This window comes from Pseudomonas sp. 2(2015) (genome assembly GCF_000955865.1).
Classification (GTDB): domain Bacteria; phylum Pseudomonadota; class Gammaproteobacteria; order Pseudomonadales; family Pseudomonadaceae; genus Aquipseudomonas.
On the sequence record NZ_JYOF01000011.1, the window covers coordinates 86,790 to 108,187 of the forward strand.

Consider the following 21,398-nt stretch of genomic DNA (forward strand, 5'->3'; position numbering starts at 1 on the left):
AACCGGTCAGCAGCGGCTGCGGCGGTTGCAGCACCACAGCATCGCTGGCAAGCCAGCTCCCACAGGTTTGGTGTACACAGATCCACTGTGGGAGCCGGTCTTGCCGGCGATGGAAGGCAAAGCCTTCCTGCTTGTCAGCAAGCTTCCCCCTGTAACTCGGCACCGTGCTGATAGCGCCGATACAACGCCGCATAATCGCCACCCTTGGCCAGCAACTGCTGATGCGGCCCTTGCTCGACCAGCTTGCCCTCGCGAATCAGCACGATGCGGTCGGCATCGCGAATGGTCGCCAGGCGGTGGGCGATGATGATCGCCGTGCGCCCCTCGCACAGGCGCCGAAGCGCCCGCTGGATGCGCCGCTCGGTGTGCACATCGACCGCCGAGGTGGCCTCGTCGAGCACCAGCACCGCCGGGTCCGCCAGGTAGGCGCGCACCAGGCACACCAGCTGGCGCTGGCCCTGGCTGAGGTGGCTGCCCAGCGGCCCGACCTGGGTGTCATAGCGATGCGCCAGGCGCTCCAGCACCTCGTCGGCGCCCAGCTCGCGCACCGCGTCAATCAGCGTGTCGTCATCGGCATGCGGCGCGGCCAGGCGCAGGTTGTCGAGGATGCTGCCGTTGAACAGCACGTTGTCCTGCAGTACCACGCCAACGTGGCGGCGCAGCTGTTGCTGGCTGAGCTGGCGAATATCGACGCCATCGAGGGTCACCGCGCCGTGATCAACTTCGTAGAAGCGTGTGAGCAACTGCACCAGGGTGCTCTTGCCATGCCCGGACGGGCCGACAATCGCCAGCACCTCGCCGGCATTGATGCGCAGGTCGAGGCCGTCGATCACCGGCCGGGTGGGTTGCGGCAAATAGGCAAAGCGCACCTGCTGAAAATGCACCTCGCCGCGCGCCGTGGGCAAGTCCACCGGCGCCACCGGGTCGACAATCTGCGGCGCGGTGTCGAGCAACAGGAAGATCCGCTGGGCCGAGGCGGAGCCGGTGGCATAGCGTTCGAACAGGTCGGTCAGCTCTTGCAATGGCCCAAGGAACAGCATCACGTAGAACAGGCTTTCGCCGACCTGGCCGACCGTGACCGTGCCCTTGGCCAGGCTGTAGCCGCCGACCAGCACCAGCACCGCCATGCCGGCGGCGCTGAGCAGCGCGGTAAAGGGCGCGAACCAGCCCGAGCGCAGGCTGCCGATGATCAGCGCTTCGTTGAAGTCGTGCAGCAGTTGTTTGTAACGCTTAAGGTTCGGCGCCTGCTGGCCGGTCTGCTGTAGCAGGCGCACGCCGCTGACGCTCTCGACCAGGTGCGCGGTGAAGCGGCTGCGCTGTTCGGCGACCTTGGCCCAGTTGCGCTGGGCGATGCGCTTGAACGCCCAGGTCGCCGCCAGCAGCAGCGGCACGCTGCCGATCAGGCTGAAGAAGAACAGCGGCTCGATCAGCCACAGCATCACCGCCGCCAGGCTGCAGCGCAGCAGGGCGCCGAGCAGTTCCGGCGGGCCCTGGATCAGCAGCGGCTCCAGGGCATCGACATCGCGGTCGGCGCGGGAAATGATACGCCCGGCGCGGGTGCGGTCGAAGTAACCGACGCTCAAGGCCTGGACATGGGCAAACACCCGCACCCGCAACTGGTTGAGCACCTGGATCGCCGCGCTGCCGGCGATGTACTGCGATACCCCGGCCAGCACAAAGCGCCCCAGCCAACTGGCCGCCAGGCCCAGCCCCAGCCACAGCACCAGCGGCTGGTCGAGCAGCCAGCGATTGCCGTCGTGGATCAGCCCGCGGTCGAGCAGTTCACGAACGAACCAGGGTCGCAGGAACACGGTAAACACCAGCAGCAGCTCCAGGCCGATGACCCAGGCGATCTGTTTGCGCACCGGCCGCAACAACGGCAGCAGGCGCTGGAACATGCTGCGGTCGAGGGCTTTTTTTGCCAGCAGCTCTTCGATTTCGATATCGCTCAGGGCGTTGCCCGGCAGTGGCTTAGCCATGGTCGATCCCCAGCAGGTCACGGTAGGTCGGGTTGCGCTGCAGCAGTTGCGCGTGGGTGCCGCTGTCGGCGATGGCGCCGTGGTCGAGCAGCAGCACGCGGTCGGCGCGTTGCACGGTGGAAACTTTGCTGGCGATCAGCAGCAGGGTGGTGGCGCTTGCCTGCTGGCGCAGGTTGTCCAGCACCCGGCCTTCGCTCAGCGCATCCAGGGCGCTGGTGGCATCGTCCAGGCAGAGAATGGCCGGCGCCGCGAGCAGGGCCCGGGCCAGGCACAAGCGCTGGCGCTGGCCGCCCGAGAGGTTTACGCCGCGATCGCCGAGCGGGCTGTCGAGGCCTGCGGGCAGGCGTTCGAGGATATCGTCGGCAGCAGCCTGGTGCAGGGCCTGGAGCAGTTGCGGGTCGCTGGCGTCGGGCGCACTCAGGCGCAGGTTGGCGGCCAGGCTGTCGGCAAACAGAAAACTCTCCTGGGGCAGCACATGCACGCGCCGGCGCAGGTCACTCAGGTCCAGGTCGCGAATGTCCTGCCAACCGGACTGCGCGTTGCCGAGCAGCACACGGCCCTGGGCAACATCGCTCAGGCGTGGCAACAGGCTGGCCAGCAGGCTCTTGCCGGTGCCGGTGGCGCCGACCAGGGCGACGGTTTCACCGGGGGCCAGCTCGAACGAGCAGTGACGCAGGATCGCCTGGCCACCGCCAGGGGCGGCAACGCTGACGTCTTCAAGCCTCAGCCCCAGCGGCCCCTCGGGCAGGCGCTGACTGCCGCCGACAATCGCCGCCGGCGCATCCAGCAACTGCCAGATCCGCCCGGCCGAGGCGCGGGCGTCGGCGAAGGTCTGCATCACCCGGCCGATGCCTTCGATGCGAAACACCAGGGTGGTGGCGATCAGCAGCGACGTCACCAGTTCGCCAATGCCGATCTGGCCGGCGGCGACCAATTGCGCGCCCACCACCAGTATCCACACATGCCCCAGCGCCACCACCGCCTGCGGCAGTGGAATCCGCGAACTGGCGTAGGCCAGGGCCTGGCGTGCCAGGCTGCTGAACTGCAGGACCTGACGCTCGAAGCCGTCGATGCGCTGGGCCTGCAGGCCGAACGACTTGATCACCCGCACCGCGCCAATGCCCTCGGCGAGGTCCTGATTGACCCGGTCGTAGGCGGCGCCGACCGCGCGGTCGAGGCTGACCAGGCGCTCGGTCTGCACTACGAATATCCACACGCCGATCACCGTCAGCAGCAGCGGCCCGAACGCAAGCCACGGGTGGTACCAGGCCAGCAGGCCGACGGTGGCGAGTATCACCAGCGGCGTTTCGACCAGCTGGCGCCAGAAGCTCACCAGTGCATCGCGGACCTTGTCGGCATCGCGGGTGGTGCGGGTGACCATCTCGCCCATGCCGTGCTGCCAGTGATAACCCAGGTGCAGGCGCAGCACCTGCTCCAGCAGGCGCTCGCGCAGGCGCGTGAGCAGCGCCTGGCCAAGGATCAGCGAGCCGATGGCGGCGGCGTACTGCAGCAGCGCGCGGCCCAGGGCCACGCCGAGGATCAGCCAGAACCAGCCCCAGGCGCGCTGACCGTCGAGGCTGCCATCGGCCAGGCGCTGCACCGCCGTGCCGGCGCTGACCTCGTTGAGGGCGTGGCCGATCAGCCATTGCTGCCAGACCAGGCCAAGGTTGATGGAAACGAACAGCCCGGCGACCAGGGCGAAACGCCAGGGCATTTCACCGTAGATCGCCAGGCTGCGCAGCAGCGGGTGTCGAGGGCTCATGAAGGACTCGCGGCAGGAGGAAAGTGTGTGCTCAGCGGCTGGCGCCGGCCTTTTGCTTGGCATTGAGGATGGCGGTGTATTCGCCGGGGTCGATGCCGTTGAGGTAGTAGTTGCCGACGTGGTGCAGGCGCCAGCGGATCGGGTCGTGGGTGGTGTGCACCCGGGCGTTGCGCCAGAAACGGTCGAGGTTCCACTTGCTCAAGGATGAGCTGGCGCCGAGCAGCGAGAAGATGTCGCTGGAGATCTTCAGCGCAGCGCCATCGGAATGGGCGCGGGCGCTGGCCACCGAAAGGATCAGCTCGTCTTGCAGGGCCTTGTTGTCCGGGTCCTGCTCGTGGGCGTCGAAGGTTCGCGCGGCGTCGCGCAGCAGTGATTCGGCGGCGCGCAGGGCCACCGCGTACTCGCCGATCTGGCGAATGATGTGCGGCTCGTCGCTGGCCCGTTCCACCTCGCTCTCGACCCACGGCCGGGCGTGCTGGTTGAGGTAGTCGATGCCGGCCTGCAGGGCGCCGGCGGCGATACCGGTGTCGATGGCGGCGTGAAGGATCTGCGGGAAGGTCAGGCCGGTGCGCTTCATCGGGCCCTGGCGGCGCAGCACGTAGCGCTCGTCCAGCTCGATGTTGTCGAAGATTACCGTGCCGCTGACCGAGTTGTTCTGGCCGAAGGCGTCCCAGTCATCGACCAGGGTCAGGCCGGGCGTGTCGCGCTGCAGCAGCACGCCGGCGCCGCCGTCATCGCTGGCGGCGGTCAGCGAGATCCACTCGGCCAGGTAGGCGCCGGTGGAGTAGAACTTGCTGCCGTTGAGGATCAGCTTGCCATCGGCGCGGCGCTCGACCCGGGTCTTGAGGGCGAACTTGTTCTTGCCGCCGACCTCGGCCAGGGCATTGCCCAGGCGCTTGCCGGCCAGTACATCGGCCATCAGCCGGTCGCGCACGGCATCCGGGTAACCGCTGAGCACGCCGCGCAGCATCACGTTGTGAATCTGCAGCAACTGGCCGACGCCGCCGTCGGCGCGGGAGATGATCCGCACGGTCTCGACGATGGTCTCGACCGACGCGCCCAGGCCGCCGAGCGCTGTCGGTACGCCGATGGCGGTGATGCCGCTGTCGGACAGCAACTGCGCCTGGCGCCGGGGCAGTTCGCGGTTGAGCAACGGGTCGGCGGCGAGGGCGGCGATTTGCTCGGCAATTTCATGGGCCGCGGCGATGGCCTGGGCGGGGCTGTGCAGACGACGGGGCAGGGTACTCACGATAGGGCTTCCTTGAATGAACAGGTACCCAGGGCCTTGAGCAGGTTCTGTGCCAGTGGCGGCAAAGCCCCGTGGGGCAGGGCTTGCGGCGTTTTTGCCGGTGCCGGGTGTTGCTGGGGCAGCAGTAAGCCGGTGATTGTTGCTCTGGCAGCAGCAGGCTTGCGGCCCGACTGCTGGCAGATCAGCAGTCGCGCCTTGCGGCAAGGGGCAAAGCCCAATGAAATCAGGGCTTTGCCGAGTTGGCACGGGCGCTGCAATAGCTCAGGCACAGGCCACCTGGCCGATTCGATCCGCTTGATGGAGCATGCCCATGACAATCGCCGCCACCTTGCCACTGCCCAGCGCAACCACGCTTGAGCAACTCTGGTTCACCCGCTGCCCGGTGCCAACCGCTTCCGGCATCGCCTACACCCTGGGCTGGCTCGCCGAAGAATTCGCCGCCGACGGCCTGCCGGTAGAAACCCTGCAGGAAGCCCGGCAACTGGGTCATCACCACTACGATCACCAACTGCCCGGGCTGTTTCGCGAGGGCGGTAACGTGCCGGCGTTGGCCGCCCGCGCCGCCGGTGCACCGAGCCGGCTGATCGGCCTGACCTGGATCGAGGAATGGCAGACCATCCTGGTGCGCCCGGATTCGGGCATTCGCAGCGCCGCCGACCTCAAGGGCAAGCGCCTGGCGCTACCGGCCTGGGGCGCCAACCGACCCGGCAGCATCGCCCGGGCCATGAGCCTGCACGGCTACAAGGGCGCGCTGAGCCTGGCCGGGCTGAGCTTCGATGATGTCCATCTGGTGGAGGTGGCGCTGCAGTCCCAGGACGATGCACCGACCCCGCAGCAGGGCCTGCAACGCCTGTGGTCGGGCCTGGATTACCTGGTACGCGGCGAGGTCGATGCGGTCTACGTCAAGGGCGCTGCCGCCGCCGATGCCGCCCGGCGCCTGGGCCTGGTGGTGGGCATTGACCTGGACCAGATCACAGACCCACGCTATCGCATCAACAACGGCACGCCACGGCCGATCACCGTGCACCAGAGCCTGCTCGACGATCACTTCGAGCTGGTGGTGCGCTTTCTTGCCCAGACCCTGCGCGCCGCCGACTGGGCCCGCGACAACCGCGACGGCCTGCTGCGCATCCTTCAGGACGAAACCCGCGCCGGTGCCGAAGGCGTCGATCAAGCCTACCGCGGCGACTTTCATACCACCCTGGCCCCGGACCTTTCGGCCGAACGCCTGGCGTACCTCGACATCCAGAAAACCTTCCTCAACCTGCACGGCTTTCTCGAAGCCGATTTTGCCCTGGCCGACTGGGTCGACCCGCGTCCACTGCAAGCCGCCCAGCAACTGCTGGCTGAACGCCGCGCCCGCGCTTAAAGGAGCATTGCCATGACCGTACTGACCACCGAGCACCTGATCGACGCCGAGCTGCAAACCTTCATCGAGCAGGTGCTCGACGAGGCCGGGCAGGCCTTCACCGTGTTCCGCGAAACCAACACCATCACCGCCAACGGCACCGTCGGCTTTATCGAACGGGTGCCGGGGCGCGAGCTGCTGGTGTCGGTCAACTACCCGGGGCCGTGGGAGTACCGCAAACCGCTGCAGGCCACGGTCAGCGACCTGGCCGGCAACCTGGTGCATGGCCAGGGCAAGGGTGGCCTGGGCCGTTACGCCAAACTGTTCCGCGAGCAGGCGCAGATCACCACGGTGTCGCATGTGCACTCGCCGTACCTCGGCGCCTGGGCCCAGACCCAGCGCACCTTGCCGTTCAACTACGTGCCGGTGCAGCGCTTCCAGCTGGCCCGCGAGCTGCCGACCTACATCGACCGGCGCCAGGACGAGGTCGATTTCATCCTCGAACGCCTGGCCGAGAACCCTTTCACCCCGGCCATCCTTGAAGCCAACGGTGGCGCCACGGTGTGGGGCCAGCAGGGCCTGCGCGCCACTGCCGAGTTCATCGTGCTGCTGGAGGAGGGCGCGCAACTGCAACTGCTGGCCGAAGCCATCGGCGGCTCGCGGCCCTTCGGCCCGGGCGTGCTCACCCAGCAATGGAAGATGAGCAGGCTGATCGACAAGGCCAGCGAGCTGGGCCTGATTCCCGCCACCGACCGCATTCGCGCCTGAGGAAAGACCATGGCAGTGAAAATTCTCTGGTACCTGACCAGCCCCGATGGCCCCTATCCGTGGGAAGCCCAGGGGCGCTGGAAAACCGATTTCGCCCACCTCAAGCAACTGGCGGTGGCCAGCGATCGCCTGGGTTACTACGGCTCGCTGCTGGGTTCAAGCCCCAACGAAAGCCTGGCAGTGGCCGCCGCGCTGATCGACGCCACCGAGCGCCTGCGTTTTCTGGTGGCCCAGCATCCGGGCGAGCTGTCGCCGGCGGTGCTGGCCAAGTGGGCGCTGACTTTTGACGAGTTCTCCAACGGCCGCCTGTTGTTCAACGTGGTCAACGGCAGCGACGCCGGCCTGGCCACCCTCGGCGTGCATTACCCGCACGACGAGCGCTACCAGTTCAGCCTGGAATACTGGCGCGCGTTCCAGAGTATTTATGCCGGCGAAACCGCAGGCTTTGACGGTCAGTACGTCAAGCTGGCGCCGCGCCCGGCTGCGGCGGCACGTCACCCGCTGGGCGGCTGGCACCCGCCAAAACGCGCCAGCGTACCGCTGTGGGGCGCCGGCACCTCGGGCCCGGGCGTGGCTCATTCGGTGCAACTGCTGGACGTTTACTTGAGTTTTGCCGACACCCCGCCAAAGCTTGGCGACAAGTTCCGCCGGGTAGCGGCAGAGGCGGCGAAGATCGGCCGCGAACTGACCTTTGGCACGCGCCTGCAGATCATCGTGCGCGAAACCGAGGAAGAGGCCTGGGCCCACGCCGAAAAACTGCTGCAGCAGACTTCGCTGGCCACCGCCCGCGCCGCCATCGAACGCCAGTTGCCGCCCGATCAGAGCCTGGAGACCTTCAGCAGTGACAACCCGCAGATCCAGCGCAATGTGCAGAGCATTCGCGACGGCCGCCTGCCCACCGCGCGGGAGCTTGAGATCTATCCCAACGTCTGGACCGGCCCGAGCCTGTTCGGTTTCAACATTCTCGGCCCGGCGGCCGGTACCTACCTGGTCGGCAGCGCCGAGCAGGTGGCCGAACGGATTCGCGAGTACGAGGCCCAGGGCACCTCGGCGTTCATCCTCTCGGGCTTCCCGCTGATTGATGAAGCCCACCGGGTCGCCGACCTGCTGTTCCCCTTGCTCGACCTGGACCACGGTTTCGACATTGCGCACCTGAGTGTGCGCACGGTTGCCGAACCGGCTTAAGGAGTTGCCCATGCCAAACGAATTTTCCCGCCGGGTGTTTCTCGGCAACAGCCTGGCCGTCGGTGGCGGCCTGTTGCTCGGCTCCAGTTTGCTCACAGGTTGCGGCGCCGGTGAGCCGGCGGTGGTCGGCGCCATCAGCCGGCCCACCCAGCCGGTGCGTGGCGGGCGCTTGCGGGTTGGCATCATCGACGGCGACCAGGCCGGCAATCTTGATGCCCACAAGCCGTCTGGCGGCGGGATCATTCGCGGCTGGGCGTTGTACAGCAAGTTCTGGGAGTGGAACGACGACGTCAGCACGCGCCTGGGCCTGGCCGAGTTCGCCGAGCCCAACGCCGATGCCAGCGCCTGGACCATCCGCATCAAGCCGGGCCTGGAGTTCCACCATGGCAAGAGCATCACTGCCGACGACATGCTGTTTTCGATCCTGCGCCTGACCGACCCGAAACTGGCCTCGCCGTTTGCCGGGCTGGTCGGTGCCATCGACCGCCAGGCCTTGCGCAAGCTCGATGAGCGTACCATCGAGATCCGCTTCAAGCAGGGCCGCAGCTTCTTCCCGCTGGACGAAACCCTGATTGCCTTCGGCGCTATCGTGCCGACCGATTACGATCCGCTAAGCAACCCGGTGGGGGCGGGGCCGTACCGGCTGAAAAGCTTCGTGCCAGGCCAGCGCGCGCTGTTCACCCGCTTCGAGAATTACTACAAACCCAACCAGCCCTACGCCGACGAGCTGGAGATCATCGAATTCAAGGACCAGGTGTCGCGGGTCGCCGCCCTGCGCGCCGGGCAGATCGACGTCGCCAGCGGTGTGCAGGCCGAGCACAGCGCCCTGATCAAGGCCGACCCACGCTTGCAACTGGTGGTCTCGCCCACCACCTCGTTCAGCGGCTTCAACCTCAACACCGCCAAGGCGCCGTTCCAGGACGAGCGGGTGCGTCAGGCCTTTCGCCTGCTGGCCGATCGGCAGGAGCTGATCGGCCGTGGCCTGAATGGTTTCGGGCGCATCGCCAACGACCTGTATTCGCCGCAAGACCCGACCTACAACCACGCCATCGCCCAGCGCGGCTATGACCTCGACCAGGCCCGCTCGTTGCTGCGCCAGGCTGGCGCAACCGACCTGCGGGTCGAGCTGACCACCACCGCCAACGAAGTCAACGCCGCACTGGTGTTCGCTCAACAGGCGAAGAAGGCCGGGGTCCAGGTCAAGGTCACACCCGTGGACAGCTCGGTGTTCAACGGCCCGCAGAAAGAGCAGTGGCTGATGTCGCCAGGCTCCACGCCTGCCCGTGGCTTCCTGGCCACCGGCCTGCACAACGATGCGCCGCTGGCGATCTACAACCGCAGCAATTTTCGCGATGGGCGTTTCTCCGAGCTGTTCACCCAGGCCCTCGGCCAGCCCGACCTTGAGCGGCGCAAGCAACTGGTGCACGAGGCCCAGAGCATCCAGCACCAACGCGGCGGCTTGCTGATCTGGGGCTTTACCGACGTGCTCGATGCCGCCTCCAGCAAGGTCGGCGGCTTGCACGGCGAACAGACCACCTTCGCCTCCTGGCGCTTTGACAGCCTGTGGTTGAACCATGCCTGAACCGTGCGCACGAACTTCCCGACTGCCTGCCTGGCTGCCCTGGTTCATCGGCCGCCTGGGCTACGGCCTGCTTACCGCCTGGGTTATCAGCCTGGTGGTGTTCATCGCCACCCAGGCATTGCCGTCGGACCCGGCGCGGGTCATCCTCGGCCCCGAGGCGCCGCTGCAAAGCGTGCTGACCCTGCGCGAGCAACTGGGCCTGAACCGGCCGATCCTGGTGCAGTATTACAGCTGGCTTGGCCAGGTGCTGCGCGGTGACCTGGGCATCTCGCTGGACTCCAGCCAGCCGGTGGCCTCGATCATTTTCAGCCGCTTCGGCAATACCCTGGCGCTGCTGGCCGGCGTGCTGGTACTGGTGGTGCCGCTGGCCCTGGGCATCGGCGTCTGCCTGGCTTTGCGCCGCGACAGCCGCCTGGACCGTTTTGGCCTGTCGGCGCTGATCTTCCTTAAAGCCACGCCGGGGTTCTTGCTGGCCATCGGCCTGGTGCTGCTGTTCTCCATGCCCCAGGTCAACCTGCTGCCGGCGGTGTCGATCCTTGATCCGGACAAGGCCCTGTGGCAGCAGCTTGAGTACCTGCTGCTGCCGATCTTCGCGTTGAGCCTGTCGTCGCTGCCGTACCTGGCGCGCATGGTCCGCGCCTCGATGATCGAAGCGCTGGAGTCGGACTACGTCAGCGCGGCGCGCCTGCGCGGCATCGCCGAATGGCGCATCGTCTGGCGCCACACCTTGCCCAATGCCCTGGTGCCGGCGATCCAGGGCGTGGCCCTGACCCTGCGCACCTTGATCGGCGGCGCCTTGCTTGCCGAGGTGATCTTCAGCTACCCGGGCATCGGCACCCAGCTCAACAGCGCGATCCAGATGCGCGACTTGCCGCTGGTGCAGGGCGTGGTGCTGGTGATCACCCTCGGGGTGGTGCTGATCAACCTGGTGGCCGACCTGCTCACCGTGCTGCTGACCCCAAAACTGCGCACCGCCCGCCGTGCCACCCTGATCCAGCGCAACCGCCGCGGTATCCAGAGCTGGTGGCGGCGCCCGGCAGCCAAAGCCCCTTGAGAGGAATCGCCCATGTTCAATTCACGCTGGTGGCGTGAGCCGCAGATTCGCCGCGGCGCCCTGGTGACCCTGGCCATTGTCCTCCTGGCCCTGCTCGGGCCGTGGCTGGCGCCCCATGCGCCCACCGACATGGTCGGCGGGGTGTACGGCGCGCCGGCAACGGATGCGCCGCTGGGCCATGATTTTCTTGGCCATGACGTGCTGTCGCGGTTGCTCAATGGCGGCCTGTCGATTTTGTGGATGTCGCTGGCGGCAGCTGCGATTGCTTTGGTCGTCGGCACCGTACTGGGTCTGCTGGCCGGTCTGTCGCGCCAGCGCCTGGACCAGGCGATCACCTGGCTTGCGGATGTCTGGCTGGCGTTCCCCGACCTGATCCTGGTGCTGTTGATCGTCTCGATGCTCGGCCGCGCGCCGTGGCTGATCGTGCTTACCGTGGCCATTGCCTTCACCCCCGGGGTGATCCGACTGGCCCGGGGTAGCGCGGTAGCGGTGGCCAGCCAGGAGTTCGTCGAGGCGGCGCAGATGATGGGCTTTTCGCGCACGCGCATCCTTGTGCGCGAGATCCTGCCCAACGTGCTCACGCCGTTGCTGGTGCACTTTGGCAACATGCTCACCTGGGGCATCGGCATGCTCTCGGGCCTCAGTTACCTGGGGTACGGCGTGGCGCCGCCGGCTGCCGACTGGGGCCTGATGATCAATGAAAACCAGGCTGGCCTGCTGGTTCAGCCCTGGGCGGTATTGGCCCCGGCGCTGCTGATCGGGGTGTTCGCCTACGGCACCAACATATTCGCCGAAGGCATTGCCCGGCACAGCGCGGGAGAGCGCCGATGAATTCCTATGCGCCATCGCGGGTCAAGCCCGCTCCCACAGTGGCACGAGCGAGCTTGACCCGCGAAAAGCCGGCCCTGCGGGTGCAAAACCTGCGGGTTGAACTCAACACAAGCGCCGACATCATCGACCACATCAACTTCAGCCTGGCCCCCGGTGAAATCCTCGGCCTGGTCGGTGAGTCCGGCTCGGGCAAGACCACCCTGGCCACCGCCTTGCTGGCCCACGCCCGGCGCGGTGCACGGATTGCCACCGGGCAGATCGCGGTCGCCGACGTCAGCCTCCTTGAGCTGCGCGGCGAAGCCCTGCGCCAGGCCCGTGGCGGGCTGATCGGCTACGTCGCCCAGGACCCGGCGCAAGCCCTCAACCCGGCGCTGCGCATCGGCCGCTTGTTGCTGGAAACCCTGCACGCCCACGAACCGCAACTGGCAAAGCCGGCGCAGCAACAGCGCCTGCAGCAGACCCTGATAGACGTCGGCCTGCCGGGCGACGCCGAGTTCCTGCGGCGCTTCCCTCATCAGTTGTCTGGCGGCCAGCAACAGCGGGTGATGCTCGCCCTGGCCTTCGTGTTGCGTCCACGGCTGATCGTCCTCGACGAGCCGACCACGGCGCTGGACGTCAGCACCCAGGCGCACATCCTGCAAACCCTGCGCCGGCTGTGCAAGGAGCAGGGTGTGGCGGCGGTGTACGTGTCCCACGACCTGGCGGTGATCAAGGACCTGGTCGACCGGGTGATGGTCATGTACGCCGGGCGCATCGTCGAAGTCGCCAGCCGCCAACGGCTGTTCGCCCGCCCCAGCCACCCTTACACCCTGGGCTTGCTGGCGGCGATTCCAGACGTTGCCCGCCAGCACCCGCTGCAAGCAATTCCCGGCCATGCCCCGGCGCCGGGCCAGCGTGCCCATGGCTGCGCGTTTGCGCCGCGCTGCCCACGGCGAACGGCTGCCTGTGAACAGGCCGAGCCGGGCTTGCAAGCCCTCGAGGCGCAGCAACAGGTCGCTTGCCTGCATCCGCAGCTTGAGGCACCAGCACCGATCGCGGCGCTACAGGTTCGGGCGATTCGCGCCGATCAGGCACCGCTGCTGGCGATCAGCAATCTGAACCTCAGCTACGACCGCCAGGTGCTGTTCGACCTGGCCCTCGACGTGCAGGCAGGCGAATGCCTGGCGGTGGTCGGCGAGTCTGGCTCGGGCAAGACCAGCCTGGCCCGCACCCTGGCAGGCCTTGGCGACAACGCCAGCGGTGAGCTGCGTTTCGACGGCCAGCCGTTGAGCCTGCTGGCCCGGCAGCGGCCCAGCGCCAGCCGACATCGCATCCAGTATGTTTTTCAGAACCCGTACCGCGCCCTGAATCCCCGGCAGACCGTGGCCCAGTGCCTGCAGGCGCCGCTGGAGCACTTCTTCAAACTCAAGGGCCAGGCCTGCCGGGCGCGTATCGAGGCGGCGCTGCAGCGGGTGGCCTTACCCGCCTCGGTGGCTGACAAGTACCCCCATCACCTCTCCGGTGGCGAGCGCCAGCGGGTGGCGATTGCCCGCGCGCTAGTGTGCGAACCCAGCGTGCTGATCTGCGATGAAGTGACCTCGGCGCTGGACGTTTCGGTGCAGGCGGCGATCCTGGCGTTGCTCAAGCAATTGCAAGGTGAGGGCATGACCCTGGTGTTCGTCACCCACGACCTGGGGGTGGTGCGGGCGATTGCCGATCGGGTGGTGGTGATCAAGGAAGGGCAGATTGTCGAGCAGGGTGATGTAGAAGAAGTGCTGGAGCGCCCCGCGAACAGCTACACCAAAAATTTAGTGTTTCATACTCCGAGGCTGTAAGAGGTCATGGGCTGCTACGGGTGAGCCAATGAGCAGCCCATGCTGTAAGTTTTGCACGTATCTAAATCCGCTTGGTTATAGTGAGGTAGAATTCAATCTGCGCCCAGCCATCGCAATCTGTAATGTAATTCCATTGGTTTGGGTACTCATAATGATGGCCTTTGAACATCTGCAATGCGCCGCCGTTGTTGTTCAGAATTTTGATGCGCTCGGTTGTCGTGCCAAGCGACTCACCAAGGACGCGTTGGCCATTGAGCTGTAGTTCAAAAAAAACGTAATCGCCGCCCGGGTTATTGTACGCACCTACGTAACCCGATTTACTGATGCTCATCGTTCTGTCTTTGTAAGTGCCGGTGTTTACTTTAATTTTATATTTATTGTTACTGGTCTGGTATTCAAAAATGAGCTCGACGGGTTGCGGATCTCTGGGGTTAAGCGTGAGCCAGTCTTGATCAATCAGGCTGTACCCCGCTTGCATTGCAAAGTTTTTGCCCGGGGTGGAGGTTTCAACCTCGTCGAATCGGTTCAACGTTACGGGAACACGACTCAGTTTGTTGTCGTCAATTTTTCCGTAGAGTGTTGCAATAAATGAATTGGACATGTGTGTTGCTCCCTGGGTGACGTCCCAGAAGCATGCAGCGCTCGCCGGTCTGAGGGAACTGACAAAAATGATAGGTATTGATATCGTTTTAGAATTTGTTGCTTATTTTTTTGTTATAAGTCAATGAAAGTTAGTCTGGTTACTTACGCTCTCCACGGCGCTCCATCATTGAAGCGCGCCTCGATCCACTGCTTGAAGGCGAGGGTCGCGGCGCTGTTGTAGCGGGCGCCGGGGCGCACCAGGTAAATGCCGGCGTCGGCATCCAGCTGCCAGTCGGGCAGCACCCGCAGCAGGCGGCCGCTGTCGAGGTCGTGCTGCATCAGCCAGTCACCGCCGGCAAGGATGCCAACCCCGGCCCGGGCGGCGGTCAGCAGCGCTTCGTTGTCGTTGCTGACCAGCGAGCCGCGCACTTTTACCGTCTGCTGCTGACCAAAGCCTGTCAGTCGCCACTCCGGGTACGAACGCAGGCCGGTAAAACCCAGGCAGTTATGCCCGGCGAGGTCGGCCGGGGTTTGCGGCTGGCCGTGCTGTTGCAGGTAGGCTGGCGCTGCGCAGAGGATACGCCGGTGCTCACAGAGCTTGCGCGCCACCAGGCGGCTGTCGGCCAGCTCGCCAATGCGGATCGCCGCATCGAAGCCTTCGGCGACGATATCGACAAAACGTTCGGCGTATTCGGTCTCAAGCTGCACCTGGGGAAACGCCAGGGCAAACTCGGCAAGCATCGGGCTCAGCCACAGCCGGCCCATGGACGAGGGCAGGGCGATACGCAGGCGCCCGCGCACCAGGGTCGCACCTTCGGCGGCTTCGCGCTCGGCCTCGCTGATCAGGCTGGCGGCCTGGCGCAGGCGCTCGACCAGGCGTGCGCCTTCGTCGGTGAAGCGCAACTGGCGGGTGGTGCGCTCGACCAGGCGAATGCCTAAGCGCTGTTCCAGGGCCCCCAGGCGTTTGGACAGCACCGACGGGTGGCGCTGCAGCGTGCGCCCGGCAGCGGCAAACGAGCCGTGCTCGAACAGCGCCAGGAGGGTGGCAAGCTCATCGGCCTGGCGACTGTCGAACGGGTCCATCGCGGTTACCTCGGTAGGTCAGGGCGTGAGGATGATTGCGCCCTGTGAGCGTCCTTGTTGCAGGTCGTCATGGGCCAGTGCGGCGTCGGCCAGGGCATAACGCTGCCAGATCTGCGCGCGAATGATACCTGCCGCCAGCGCTGCCAGCACCTCCCCGGCGCGCTGCTGGTACTCGCCAGCGCTTGCCGTGTGCGCCGCCAGCGACGGCCGGGTGATGAACAACGAGCCCTTGGCGTTGAGTGTGCTCAGCTCGATGGCTGGCGGCGCTCCCGAGGCCATGCCGCAGGACACCAGCAAGCCGCGCGGGCGCAGGCTGTCCAGTGAGGCCTCGAACGACAGCCGGCCAATCGGGTCGTAGACCACGTCGAGTTTGCGCCCTTGAGTGATATCCAGCACCTGCGCAGCGAGGGTCGCGGCGTCGAACACCAGCACCTGATCACAGCCGGCGGCACGGGCGCGGGCGACACTTTCCGGCTTGGAGACCACGCCAATCACAAATGCGCCCAGGTGCTTGGCCCAGGGCACCAGCAATTGCCCCAGGGCCCCGGCGGCGCCGTAGATCATCAGCCGCGTGCCGGGCCCGACCGGGTACGTGCTGTGAAGCAGGTAATGGGCGGTGATGCCCTTGAACAGCACGGCGGCGGCCTGTTCCAGGCCAAGATCATCGGGCAGTTTCACCAGCCGCTCGGCGGGGTACAGTCGGGCGCTGGCATAGGCGCCCAGGGGGCCGGTGGCGTAGCCGACGCGCTCGCCGACAGCCAAGCCGCTGACGCCGGCGCCGATTGCCGCTACCGTTCCGGCGCCCTCAAGGCCCAGCCCGCAGGGCAGGGCGATGGGCACATCGCCTTTGCGCTGGCTGACGTCCAGCGGGTTGACGCCGATCGCCGCCTGTTCAAGCCAGACCTCGCCGGGGCCGGGTGCTTGCGCGGTGCTTTGTACGAGCTGCAGGACGGCGGGGGCGCCGGTTTGCGTAAGGCGGATTTGCATGACCATGATCGGGTTCCTGGAGCACAGTGGGTGTGCTCAAGGGTATTGATCGGGTCATGACGCAGCAATCGGACTGATTGCAGATCATTGCTGCACAAGAGGCACGGGTTGATGCTCAGCCCAACACCTCGATAATCCGCCGGGCTATGTGCGGCGCATGGGTCTCCAGGGCAAAGTGGCCGGTGTCCAGCAACTCCACCACGGCATTGGGGTTGTCACGTTTATAGGCTTCGGCCCCCGGTGGAATGAAGAACGGGTCGTGCTTGCCCCAGATGATCAGCGACGGTACCTGGTACTCGCGCAAAAACGCCTGGAACTGCGGGTAGCGCTCAAGGTTGTTGGCGTAGTCGAGGAACAGGTCGAGCTGTAGCTCCTTGTTGCCCGCACGCTCCAGCAACAGCGCATCGAGGCTGAAGGACTCGGGTGCGACCAGGCTCGGATCCGCCACGCCATGCAGGTACTGCCAGCGAGTGCCTTCCAGATGCAGAACCGCATCGCCAACGGTCTTGCGGTTGGCCGCCGACGGGTCAGCCCAGTACTGGCGAATCGGCGCCCAGGCATCGCCCAGCCCTTCCAGATAGGCATTGCCATTTTGCGAGACGAAGCCGGTAACCCGTTCAGGGTGCGCCACGGCCAGGCGCAGGCCGGTGGGCGCGCCATAGTCGAACACATACATTGCATAGCGCTTGAGGTTCAGCACATCGACAAAGGCGCCCAGGGTCTGCGCCAGGGCATCGAAGCTGTAACGGTACTCGCGCTCGGCCGGTACTTCAGTGAAGCCGAAACCCGGTAGGTCCGGGGCGATCAGATGAAAGTGCGCGGCCAGCAGCGGGATCAGGTCGCGAAACTGATGGGATGAACTGGGGAAGCCATGCAGCAGGAGCAACACCGGGGCACCGGGCTCGCCGGCTTCACGGTAGAACACGCGAACGCCGTCGGCGTCGACGAACTGGTAGCGCACGGTTGGGGCAGGAGTGCTCATCGGACTGATCCTCTGTAACCGGGTAAATTGATTTATTAGGTTACTGCGCAAACAAATCTTGCATGGAGTTTGTAACCTGTCAAATACAATTTAAGAGGTTGCCAAGGTGCAGTGATGATCGGCCGTGTAACTTGAAATGCTGAGAATAAGGGTTACCATGGAGCAACGCCCGCTGCCGAGAACGGCCATGACCGACGCCATCACCGAACCCTATGTCCTTGCCGACCACCCGGTGCTGGACATGCTCAACACCGTCGCCATCGTCGACGGCCAGCGCACCGATTTCTGGCGCAGCGATGCCGACGTGCTGGCGTGGCTGCAGCGCCTGGGCTTGCACCCGCAGGCGATGCCGCGCCTGGTAAAGGGCGCTTTGCTGGCGGCGGCAGTCACCTTGCGTGAAGCGCTGCGCGACCTGGTCGAGCAGCGCAAGGCGGGCGAGCGCGGCGATCCGGCGATCCTCAACCGCTTCCTGGCCCAGGGCGCCAGCCACGGGCAACTCGTGTGGGACCAGGACGCCAACCCGAAACTGCTGCGGGTGGCCGAGCGGCGTTCGCCCGAGCAACTGCTGGCGCCGCTTGCCGAGCAAGCGGCCGAGCTGCTGGCCGGTGGCGACTTCAGCCTGGTCAGGACCTGCGAACACCCGGACTGCATCCTCTGGTTCTACGACCGCACCAAGTCGCACCGACGGCGCTGGTGCAGCATGGCGGTGTGCGGCAACCGGCATAAAGTTGCCGAGCACCGCAAGCGGCTGCGTCAGGAATAGCCGCCGTTGTAGGCATGGTCTGATGCCCGGGTTTAAACACGCGGCAAGCACACAGCGCTAAACCGGTGCATGCCGGCTGTTTAATCAAACCCCTCCAGCGCGCCATCTTGGCCCGCTATGTGCTTTGCCTCAGCTATCGATTACTGATCGATTGGTCAAACCTGCAAGTCGCTGGATTCGCTTGAGCGCGTAGGTTGTTTCTTGCAAATGCGTCTGTCGCCGAGTTGGTGCAGCGTTTACTGGAACCTGAGGCATGTCGCTCCCCGCAACCCCCGACCTGGACACCGCAGATGCCGGCTGGCGCGCCGAGCTGCGGCTGCGTTTCGTTCGGGGCGAGAGCAGGACCTGTATTGGTGCGCGGCGCCATTTCGGTCCTCTTTTGGTGCAGCGGCCGTTCTATCCCGAAGGCGCGCCGTGCCACGTCTACGTGCTGCATCCGCCGGGTGGCGTGGTCGGCGGCGACAAACTGCTGCTCGATGTGCACCTGGAGCCCGGCAGCCATGCGCTGCTGACCATGCCCGGAGCGACCAAGTTCTACCGCAGCGGCGGCCCGACCTCGATCCTCCAGCAGCATTTTTACCTGGCCGAAAACAGCACGCTCGAATGGCTGCCCCAGGGCAACATCTGTTTTGCCGGCGCCCGCGTGCGCCTGGAAAACCGCTTTACCCTGGCGCCTGGCGCGCGCCTGCTGGCCTGGGAAACCCTGTGCCTGGGCCGCCCGGTGATGGCCGAAACCTTCAGTCACGGCGCCGTCGACAGTCGTCTGCACATCGAAGTGGCCGACGACCCGGGCCTGCACGAACGCCTGCGCATCGACGGTGGTCAGCTCGACAAAGTCGCCGGCTTGCCGCTGCAAGCAACCTTTTGCGCCTATCCGGCCAGCAGCGAACTGCTTGAACAGAGCCGCGCCTTGCTTGAAGACCTGGGCGCCCCGGCCGGCGCGACCCTGCTTGGCCAGTTGCTGGTGGTACGCCTGCTCGATCACGACAACCAACGCCTGCAACTTACCCTGCAGCGGCTCTGGCACGCCTTGCGACCCGCCGTGGTCGGCCTGGCGCCATGCCCGCCGCGGATCTGGGCCACTTGAGAGAACGCCATGGAGCTGACCCCGCGAGAGAAAGACAAACTGCTGCTGTTCACCGCCGCATTGCTGGCCGAACGGCGCCTGGCCCGTGGCCTGCAGCTCAACTACCCGGAGGCGGTGGCCTTGATCAGCGCCACGGTGATGGAAGGCGCCCGCGACGGGCGCACCGTTGCCGAGCTGATGAGCCTCGGCCGCGAGGTGCTGCGCCGTGACCAGGTGATGGCCGGGGTCAGCGAGATGATCGCCGATGTGCAGGTGGAAGCGACCTTTCCCGACGGCACCAAGCTGGTCACCGTCCATGACCCGATCGTCTAGGAGCGCAGGATGATTCCCGGAGAAATACAGGTTGCCGACGGCGACATCGAACTCAACGCCGGCCTTGAGGTGATCAGCGTCACCGTCGCCAACCACGGCGACCGGCCGGTGCAGGTCGGCTCGCACTATCACTTTTTCGAGGTCAACAACGCCCTGGTGTTCGAGCGCGAGCCGACCCGAGGTTACCGCCTGGACATCGCCGCTGGCACCGCCGTGCGTTTCGAACCGGGCCAGGCGCGGACCGTCCCGCTGGTGCCGTACCGCGGCAAGCGCGAGGTCTACGGCTTTCAGGGCAAGGTCATGGGCAAGCTGGAGAATCAGGCATGAGCCGCATATCGCGCAGGGCCTATGCCGACATGTTCGGCCCGACGGTGGGCGATCGCGTACGCCTGGCCGACACCGAGCTGTGGGTCGAGGTCGAGAAGGACTTCACGATCTATGGCGAGGAGGTCAAGTTCGGCGGCGGCAAGGTCATCCGCGACGGCATGGGCCAGGGCCAGATGCTCGCCGCGCAGGCCCTGGACCTGGTGCTGACCAACGCGCTGATCATCGACCACTGGGGCATCGTCAAGGCCGACATCGGCATCAAGGACGGGCGCATCGTCGGTGTCGGCAAGGCTGGCAACCCCGATGTGCAACCGGGAGTGACCTTGCCCGTCGGGCCGGGCACCGAAGTGATCGCCGCCGAAGGCAAGATCGTCACCGCTGGCGGCATCGACTCGCACATCCACTTCATCTGCCCGCAGCAGGTCGAAGAGGCGCTGACCTCGGGCATTACCACCTTCATTGGCGGCGGCACCGGGCCTGCTACCGGCACCAATGCCACCACCTGCACCTCCGGGCCCTGGTACCTGGCGCGCATGCTCCAGGCCGCCGACCAGCTGCCGATCAATATCGGCCTGCTGGGCAAAGGCAACGCCTCGCGGCCCGAAGCCTTGCGCGAGCAGATCGAAGCCGGCGCCGTGGGCCTGAAGCTGCACGAAGACTGGGGTTCGACCCCGGCAGCCATCGACTGCTGCCTGGGCGTGGCGCAAGAGCACGACGTGCAGGTGGCGATCCATACCGACACCCTCAACGAGTCGGGCTGTATCGAGGACACCCTGGCGGCGATTGGCGATCGCACCATCCATACCTTCCACACCGAAGGCGCCGGCGGTGGCCATGCGCCGGACATCATCCGCGCCGCGGCCTTTGCCAATGTGCTGCCGTCCTCGACCAACCCGACCTTGCCCTACACCCAGAACACCGTCGACGAGCACCTGGACATGCTCATGGTCTGCCATCACCTGGACCCGAGCATTGCCGAGGACGTGGCGTTTGCCGAGTCGCGTATCCGCCGCGAGACGATTGCCGCCGAAGACATCCTCCATGACCTGGGCGCGTTCTCGATGACTTCGTCCGACTCCCAGGCCATGGGCCGGGTCGGCGAAGTGGTGCTGCGCACCTGGCAGGTGGCGCACCAGATGAAACTACGCCGTGGCCCCTTGGCGCCGGATACCGCGCGCAGCGACAACTTCCGGGTCAAGCGCTACATCGCCAAGTACACCATCAACCCGGCGCTGACCCATGGCATCGCCCATGAAGTGGGCTCGGTGGAGGCCGGCAAGCTCGCCGACCTGGTGCTCTGGGCCCCGGCGTTCTTCGGCGTCAAGCCTGCGCTGGTGATCAAGGGCGGGATGATCGCCATGGCGCCGATGGGCGATATCAACGGCTCGATCCCGACCCCGCAACCGGTGCACTACCGGCCGATGTTCGGCGCCCTTGGCGCGGCACGCCACGCCACGCGCATGACCTTCCTGTCGCAGGCGGCGATCGCGCGTGGCGTGCACCGGCAACTGGGGCTGCAGAGCCTGATCGGCGAGGCCCGGGGCTGTCGCACAGTGCGCAAGGGCGACATGGTCCATAACGGCCTGTTGCCGATGATCGAGGTCGACTCGCAAACCTACGAGGTGCGCGCCGACGGTGAACTGCTGGTGTGCGAACCGGCCACGGTGTTGCCGATGGCCCAGCGTTATTTTCTGTTTTAAGGA

19 protein-coding genes are annotated in these 21,398 nt (G+C 65.9%); 12 read left to right on the forward strand and 7 right to left on the reverse strand.

From position 1 onward, the window contains the following. Positions 1-134: 134 nt before the first annotated feature. Genes UB48_RS15545 through UB48_RS15555 form a run of 3 tightly spaced genes read right to left on the reverse strand, consistent with a single transcriptional unit; the run spans position 135 to position 4,990 of the window. On the reverse strand, positions 135-1,979 hold the full coding sequence (locus UB48_RS15545) for an ABC transporter ATP-binding protein (RefSeq protein ID WP_045198603.1): 1,845 nt from the start codon (positions 1,977-1,979) through the stop codon (positions 135-137). Continuing rightward, complete coding sequence (locus tag UB48_RS15550; RefSeq protein ID WP_045198605.1) at positions 1,972-3,741, reverse strand: ABC transporter ATP-binding protein; 1,770 nt, start codon at positions 3,739-3,741, stop codon at positions 1,972-1,974. Before UB48_RS15550 ends, UB48_RS15545 begins: the two co-directional genes overlap by 8 nt. A 31-nt stretch (positions 3,742-3,772) precedes the next feature. After that, positions 3,773-4,990 carry an acyl-CoA dehydrogenase family protein gene (locus tag UB48_RS15555; RefSeq protein WP_156160214.1) on the reverse strand — a complete coding sequence of 406 codons (1,218 nt, stop codon included), beginning with the start codon at positions 4,988-4,990 and terminating at the stop codon, positions 3,773-3,775. Positions 4,991-5,300: 310 nt separating this feature from the next. Between UB48_RS15555 and UB48_RS15560 the strand changes: the two genes are divergently transcribed. Genes UB48_RS15560 through UB48_RS15590 form a run of 7 tightly spaced genes read left to right on the forward strand, consistent with a single transcriptional unit; the run spans position 5,301 to position 13,572 of the window. Further along, on the forward strand, positions 5,301-6,359 hold the full coding sequence (locus UB48_RS15560; RefSeq protein WP_045198606.1) for an ABC transporter substrate-binding protein: 1,059 nt from the start codon (positions 5,301-5,303) through the stop codon (positions 6,357-6,359). 12 nt (positions 6,360-6,371) lie between these two features. After that, positions 6,372-7,106, forward strand: coding sequence for a class II aldolase/adducin family protein (locus UB48_RS15565; protein WP_045198608.1), 735 nt, complete (start codon positions 6,372-6,374; stop codon positions 7,104-7,106). A gap of 9 nt (positions 7,107-7,115) precedes the next feature. Beyond that, entirely contained in the window at positions 7,116-8,291 is a 1,176-nt protein-coding gene (locus UB48_RS15570) for an LLM class flavin-dependent oxidoreductase (RefSeq protein ID WP_045198610.1), read from the forward strand. A 10-nt stretch (positions 8,292-8,301) separates the two neighbouring features. After that, complete coding sequence (locus UB48_RS15575; RefSeq protein WP_045198612.1) at positions 8,302-9,873, forward strand: ABC transporter substrate-binding protein; 1,572 nt, start codon at positions 8,302-8,304, stop codon at positions 9,871-9,873. Further along, positions 9,866-10,927 carry an ABC transporter permease gene (locus tag UB48_RS15580; protein WP_045198614.1) on the forward strand — a complete coding sequence of 354 codons (1,062 nt, stop codon included), beginning with the start codon at positions 9,866-9,868 and terminating at the stop codon, positions 10,925-10,927. The genes UB48_RS15575 and UB48_RS15580 overlap by 8 nt, the downstream gene beginning before the upstream one ends. Before the next feature lie 12 nt (positions 10,928-10,939). Beyond that, on the forward strand, positions 10,940-11,758 hold the full coding sequence (locus UB48_RS15585; RefSeq protein WP_045198616.1) for an ABC transporter permease: 819 nt from the start codon (positions 10,940-10,942) through the stop codon (positions 11,756-11,758). Further along, positions 11,755-13,572 carry an ABC transporter ATP-binding protein gene (locus UB48_RS15590; RefSeq protein WP_045198618.1) on the forward strand — a complete coding sequence of 606 codons (1,818 nt, stop codon included), beginning with the start codon at positions 11,755-11,757 and terminating at the stop codon, positions 13,570-13,572. Before UB48_RS15585 ends, UB48_RS15590 begins: the two co-directional genes overlap by 4 nt. A 61-nt stretch (positions 13,573-13,633) precedes the next feature. On the opposite strand, the gene UB48_RS15595 is transcribed toward UB48_RS15590, so the two are convergent. The 4 genes from UB48_RS15595 to UB48_RS15610 all read right to left on the reverse strand — a co-directional run bounded on the left by UB48_RS15595 (position 13,634) and on the right by UB48_RS15610 (position 17,206). Then, positions 13,634-14,173 carry a hypothetical protein gene (locus UB48_RS15595; protein WP_045198620.1) on the reverse strand — a complete coding sequence of 180 codons (540 nt, stop codon included), beginning with the start codon at positions 14,171-14,173 and terminating at the stop codon, positions 13,634-13,636. 143 nt (positions 14,174-14,316) lie between these two features. After that, positions 14,317-15,237 carry a LysR family transcriptional regulator gene (locus UB48_RS15600; RefSeq protein ID WP_045198622.1) on the reverse strand — a complete coding sequence of 307 codons (921 nt, stop codon included), beginning with the start codon at positions 15,235-15,237 and terminating at the stop codon, positions 14,317-14,319. 18 nt (positions 15,238-15,255) lie between these two features. Next, positions 15,256-16,230, reverse strand: coding sequence for a quinone oxidoreductase (locus UB48_RS15605; protein ID WP_045198624.1), 975 nt, complete (start codon positions 16,228-16,230; stop codon positions 15,256-15,258). 109 nt (positions 16,231-16,339) lie between these two features. After that, entirely contained in the window at positions 16,340-17,206 is an 867-nt protein-coding gene (locus UB48_RS15610; RefSeq protein WP_045198626.1) for an alpha/beta fold hydrolase, read from the reverse strand. Positions 17,207-17,393: 187 nt separating this feature from the next. Between UB48_RS15610 and UB48_RS15615 the strand changes: the two genes are divergently transcribed. The 5 genes from UB48_RS15615 (at position 17,394) to ureC (ending at position 21,395) form a co-directional block, all read left to right on the forward strand. After that, a complete protein-coding gene (locus UB48_RS15615) occupies positions 17,394-17,969 on the forward strand; it encodes an ABATE domain-containing protein (RefSeq protein ID WP_045198628.1) in 576 nt (191 codons plus the stop codon). A 253-nt stretch (positions 17,970-18,222) separates the two neighbouring features. Beyond that, positions 18,223-19,056 carry an urease accessory protein UreD gene (locus UB48_RS15620; protein WP_045198630.1) on the forward strand — a complete coding sequence of 278 codons (834 nt, stop codon included), beginning with the start codon at positions 18,223-18,225 and terminating at the stop codon, positions 19,054-19,056. A 9-nt stretch (positions 19,057-19,065) separates the two neighbouring features. Beyond that, positions 19,066-19,368: an urease subunit gamma gene (locus UB48_RS15625; RefSeq protein ID WP_045198632.1), complete on the forward strand. Its 303-nt coding sequence runs from the start codon at positions 19,066-19,068 to the stop codon at positions 19,366-19,368. A gap of 9 nt (positions 19,369-19,377) precedes the next feature. Beyond that, positions 19,378-19,695, forward strand: coding sequence for an urease subunit beta (locus UB48_RS15630; protein WP_045198635.1), 318 nt, complete (start codon positions 19,378-19,380; stop codon positions 19,693-19,695). Next, complete coding sequence (gene ureC / locus UB48_RS15635) at positions 19,692-21,395, forward strand: urease subunit alpha (protein WP_045198637.1); 1,704 nt, start codon at positions 19,692-19,694, stop codon at positions 21,393-21,395. The genes UB48_RS15630 and ureC overlap by 4 nt, the downstream gene beginning before the upstream one ends. The last annotated feature ends 3 nt before the right edge of the window (positions 21,396-21,398 follow it).

Bases quoted from the DNA above. Each gene is read 5' to 3' on its own strand.
- UB48_RS15585 (WP_045198616.1), top strand. From the start codon at position 10,940: ATGTTCAATTCACGCTGGTGGCGTGAGCCGCAGATTCGCCGCGGCGCC.
- UB48_RS15625 (WP_045198632.1), top strand. From the start codon at position 19,066: ATGGAGCTGACCCCGCGAGAGAAAGACAAACTGCTGCTGTTCACCGCC.
- UB48_RS15550 (WP_045198605.1), bottom strand. From the start codon at position 3,741: ATGAGCCCTCGACACCCGCTGCTGCGCAGCCTGGCGATCTACGGTGAA.
- UB48_RS15615 (WP_045198628.1), top strand. From the start codon at position 17,394: ATGACCGACGCCATCACCGAACCCTATGTCCTTGCCGACCACCCGGTG.
- UB48_RS15565 (WP_045198608.1), top strand. From the start codon at position 6,372: ATGACCGTACTGACCACCGAGCACCTGATCGACGCCGAGCTGCAAACC.
- UB48_RS15575 (WP_045198612.1), top strand. From the start codon at position 8,302: ATGCCAAACGAATTTTCCCGCCGGGTGTTTCTCGGCAACAGCCTGGCC.
- UB48_RS15600 (WP_045198622.1), bottom strand. From the start codon at position 15,237: ATGGACCCGTTCGACAGTCGCCAGGCCGATGAGCTTGCCACCCTCCTG.
- UB48_RS15620 (WP_045198630.1), top strand. From the start codon at position 18,223: ATGTCGCTCCCCGCAACCCCCGACCTGGACACCGCAGATGCCGGCTGG.
- UB48_RS15580 (WP_045198614.1), top strand. From the start codon at position 9,866: ATGCCTGAACCGTGCGCACGAACTTCCCGACTGCCTGCCTGGCTGCCC.
- UB48_RS15545 (WP_045198603.1), bottom strand. From the start codon at position 1,979: ATGGCTAAGCCACTGCCGGGCAACGCCCTGAGCGATATCGAAATCGAA.
- UB48_RS15570 (WP_045198610.1), top strand. From the start codon at position 7,116: ATGGCAGTGAAAATTCTCTGGTACCTGACCAGCCCCGATGGCCCCTAT.
- UB48_RS15610 (WP_045198626.1), bottom strand. From the start codon at position 17,206: ATGAGCACTCCTGCCCCAACCGTGCGCTACCAGTTCGTCGACGCCGAC.
- UB48_RS15560 (WP_045198606.1), top strand. From the start codon at position 5,301: ATGACAATCGCCGCCACCTTGCCACTGCCCAGCGCAACCACGCTTGAG.
- UB48_RS15590 (WP_045198618.1), top strand. From the start codon at position 11,755: ATGAATTCCTATGCGCCATCGCGGGTCAAGCCCGCTCCCACAGTGGCA.
- ureC (WP_045198637.1), top strand. From the start codon at position 19,692: ATGAGCCGCATATCGCGCAGGGCCTATGCCGACATGTTCGGCCCGACG.
- UB48_RS15605 (WP_045198624.1), bottom strand. From the start codon at position 16,230: ATGGTCATGCAAATCCGCCTTACGCAAACCGGCGCCCCCGCCGTCCTG.
- UB48_RS15630 (WP_045198635.1), top strand. From the start codon at position 19,378: ATGATTCCCGGAGAAATACAGGTTGCCGACGGCGACATCGAACTCAAC.
- UB48_RS15595 (WP_045198620.1), bottom strand. From the start codon at position 14,173: ATGTCCAATTCATTTATTGCAACACTCTACGGAAAAATTGACGACAAC.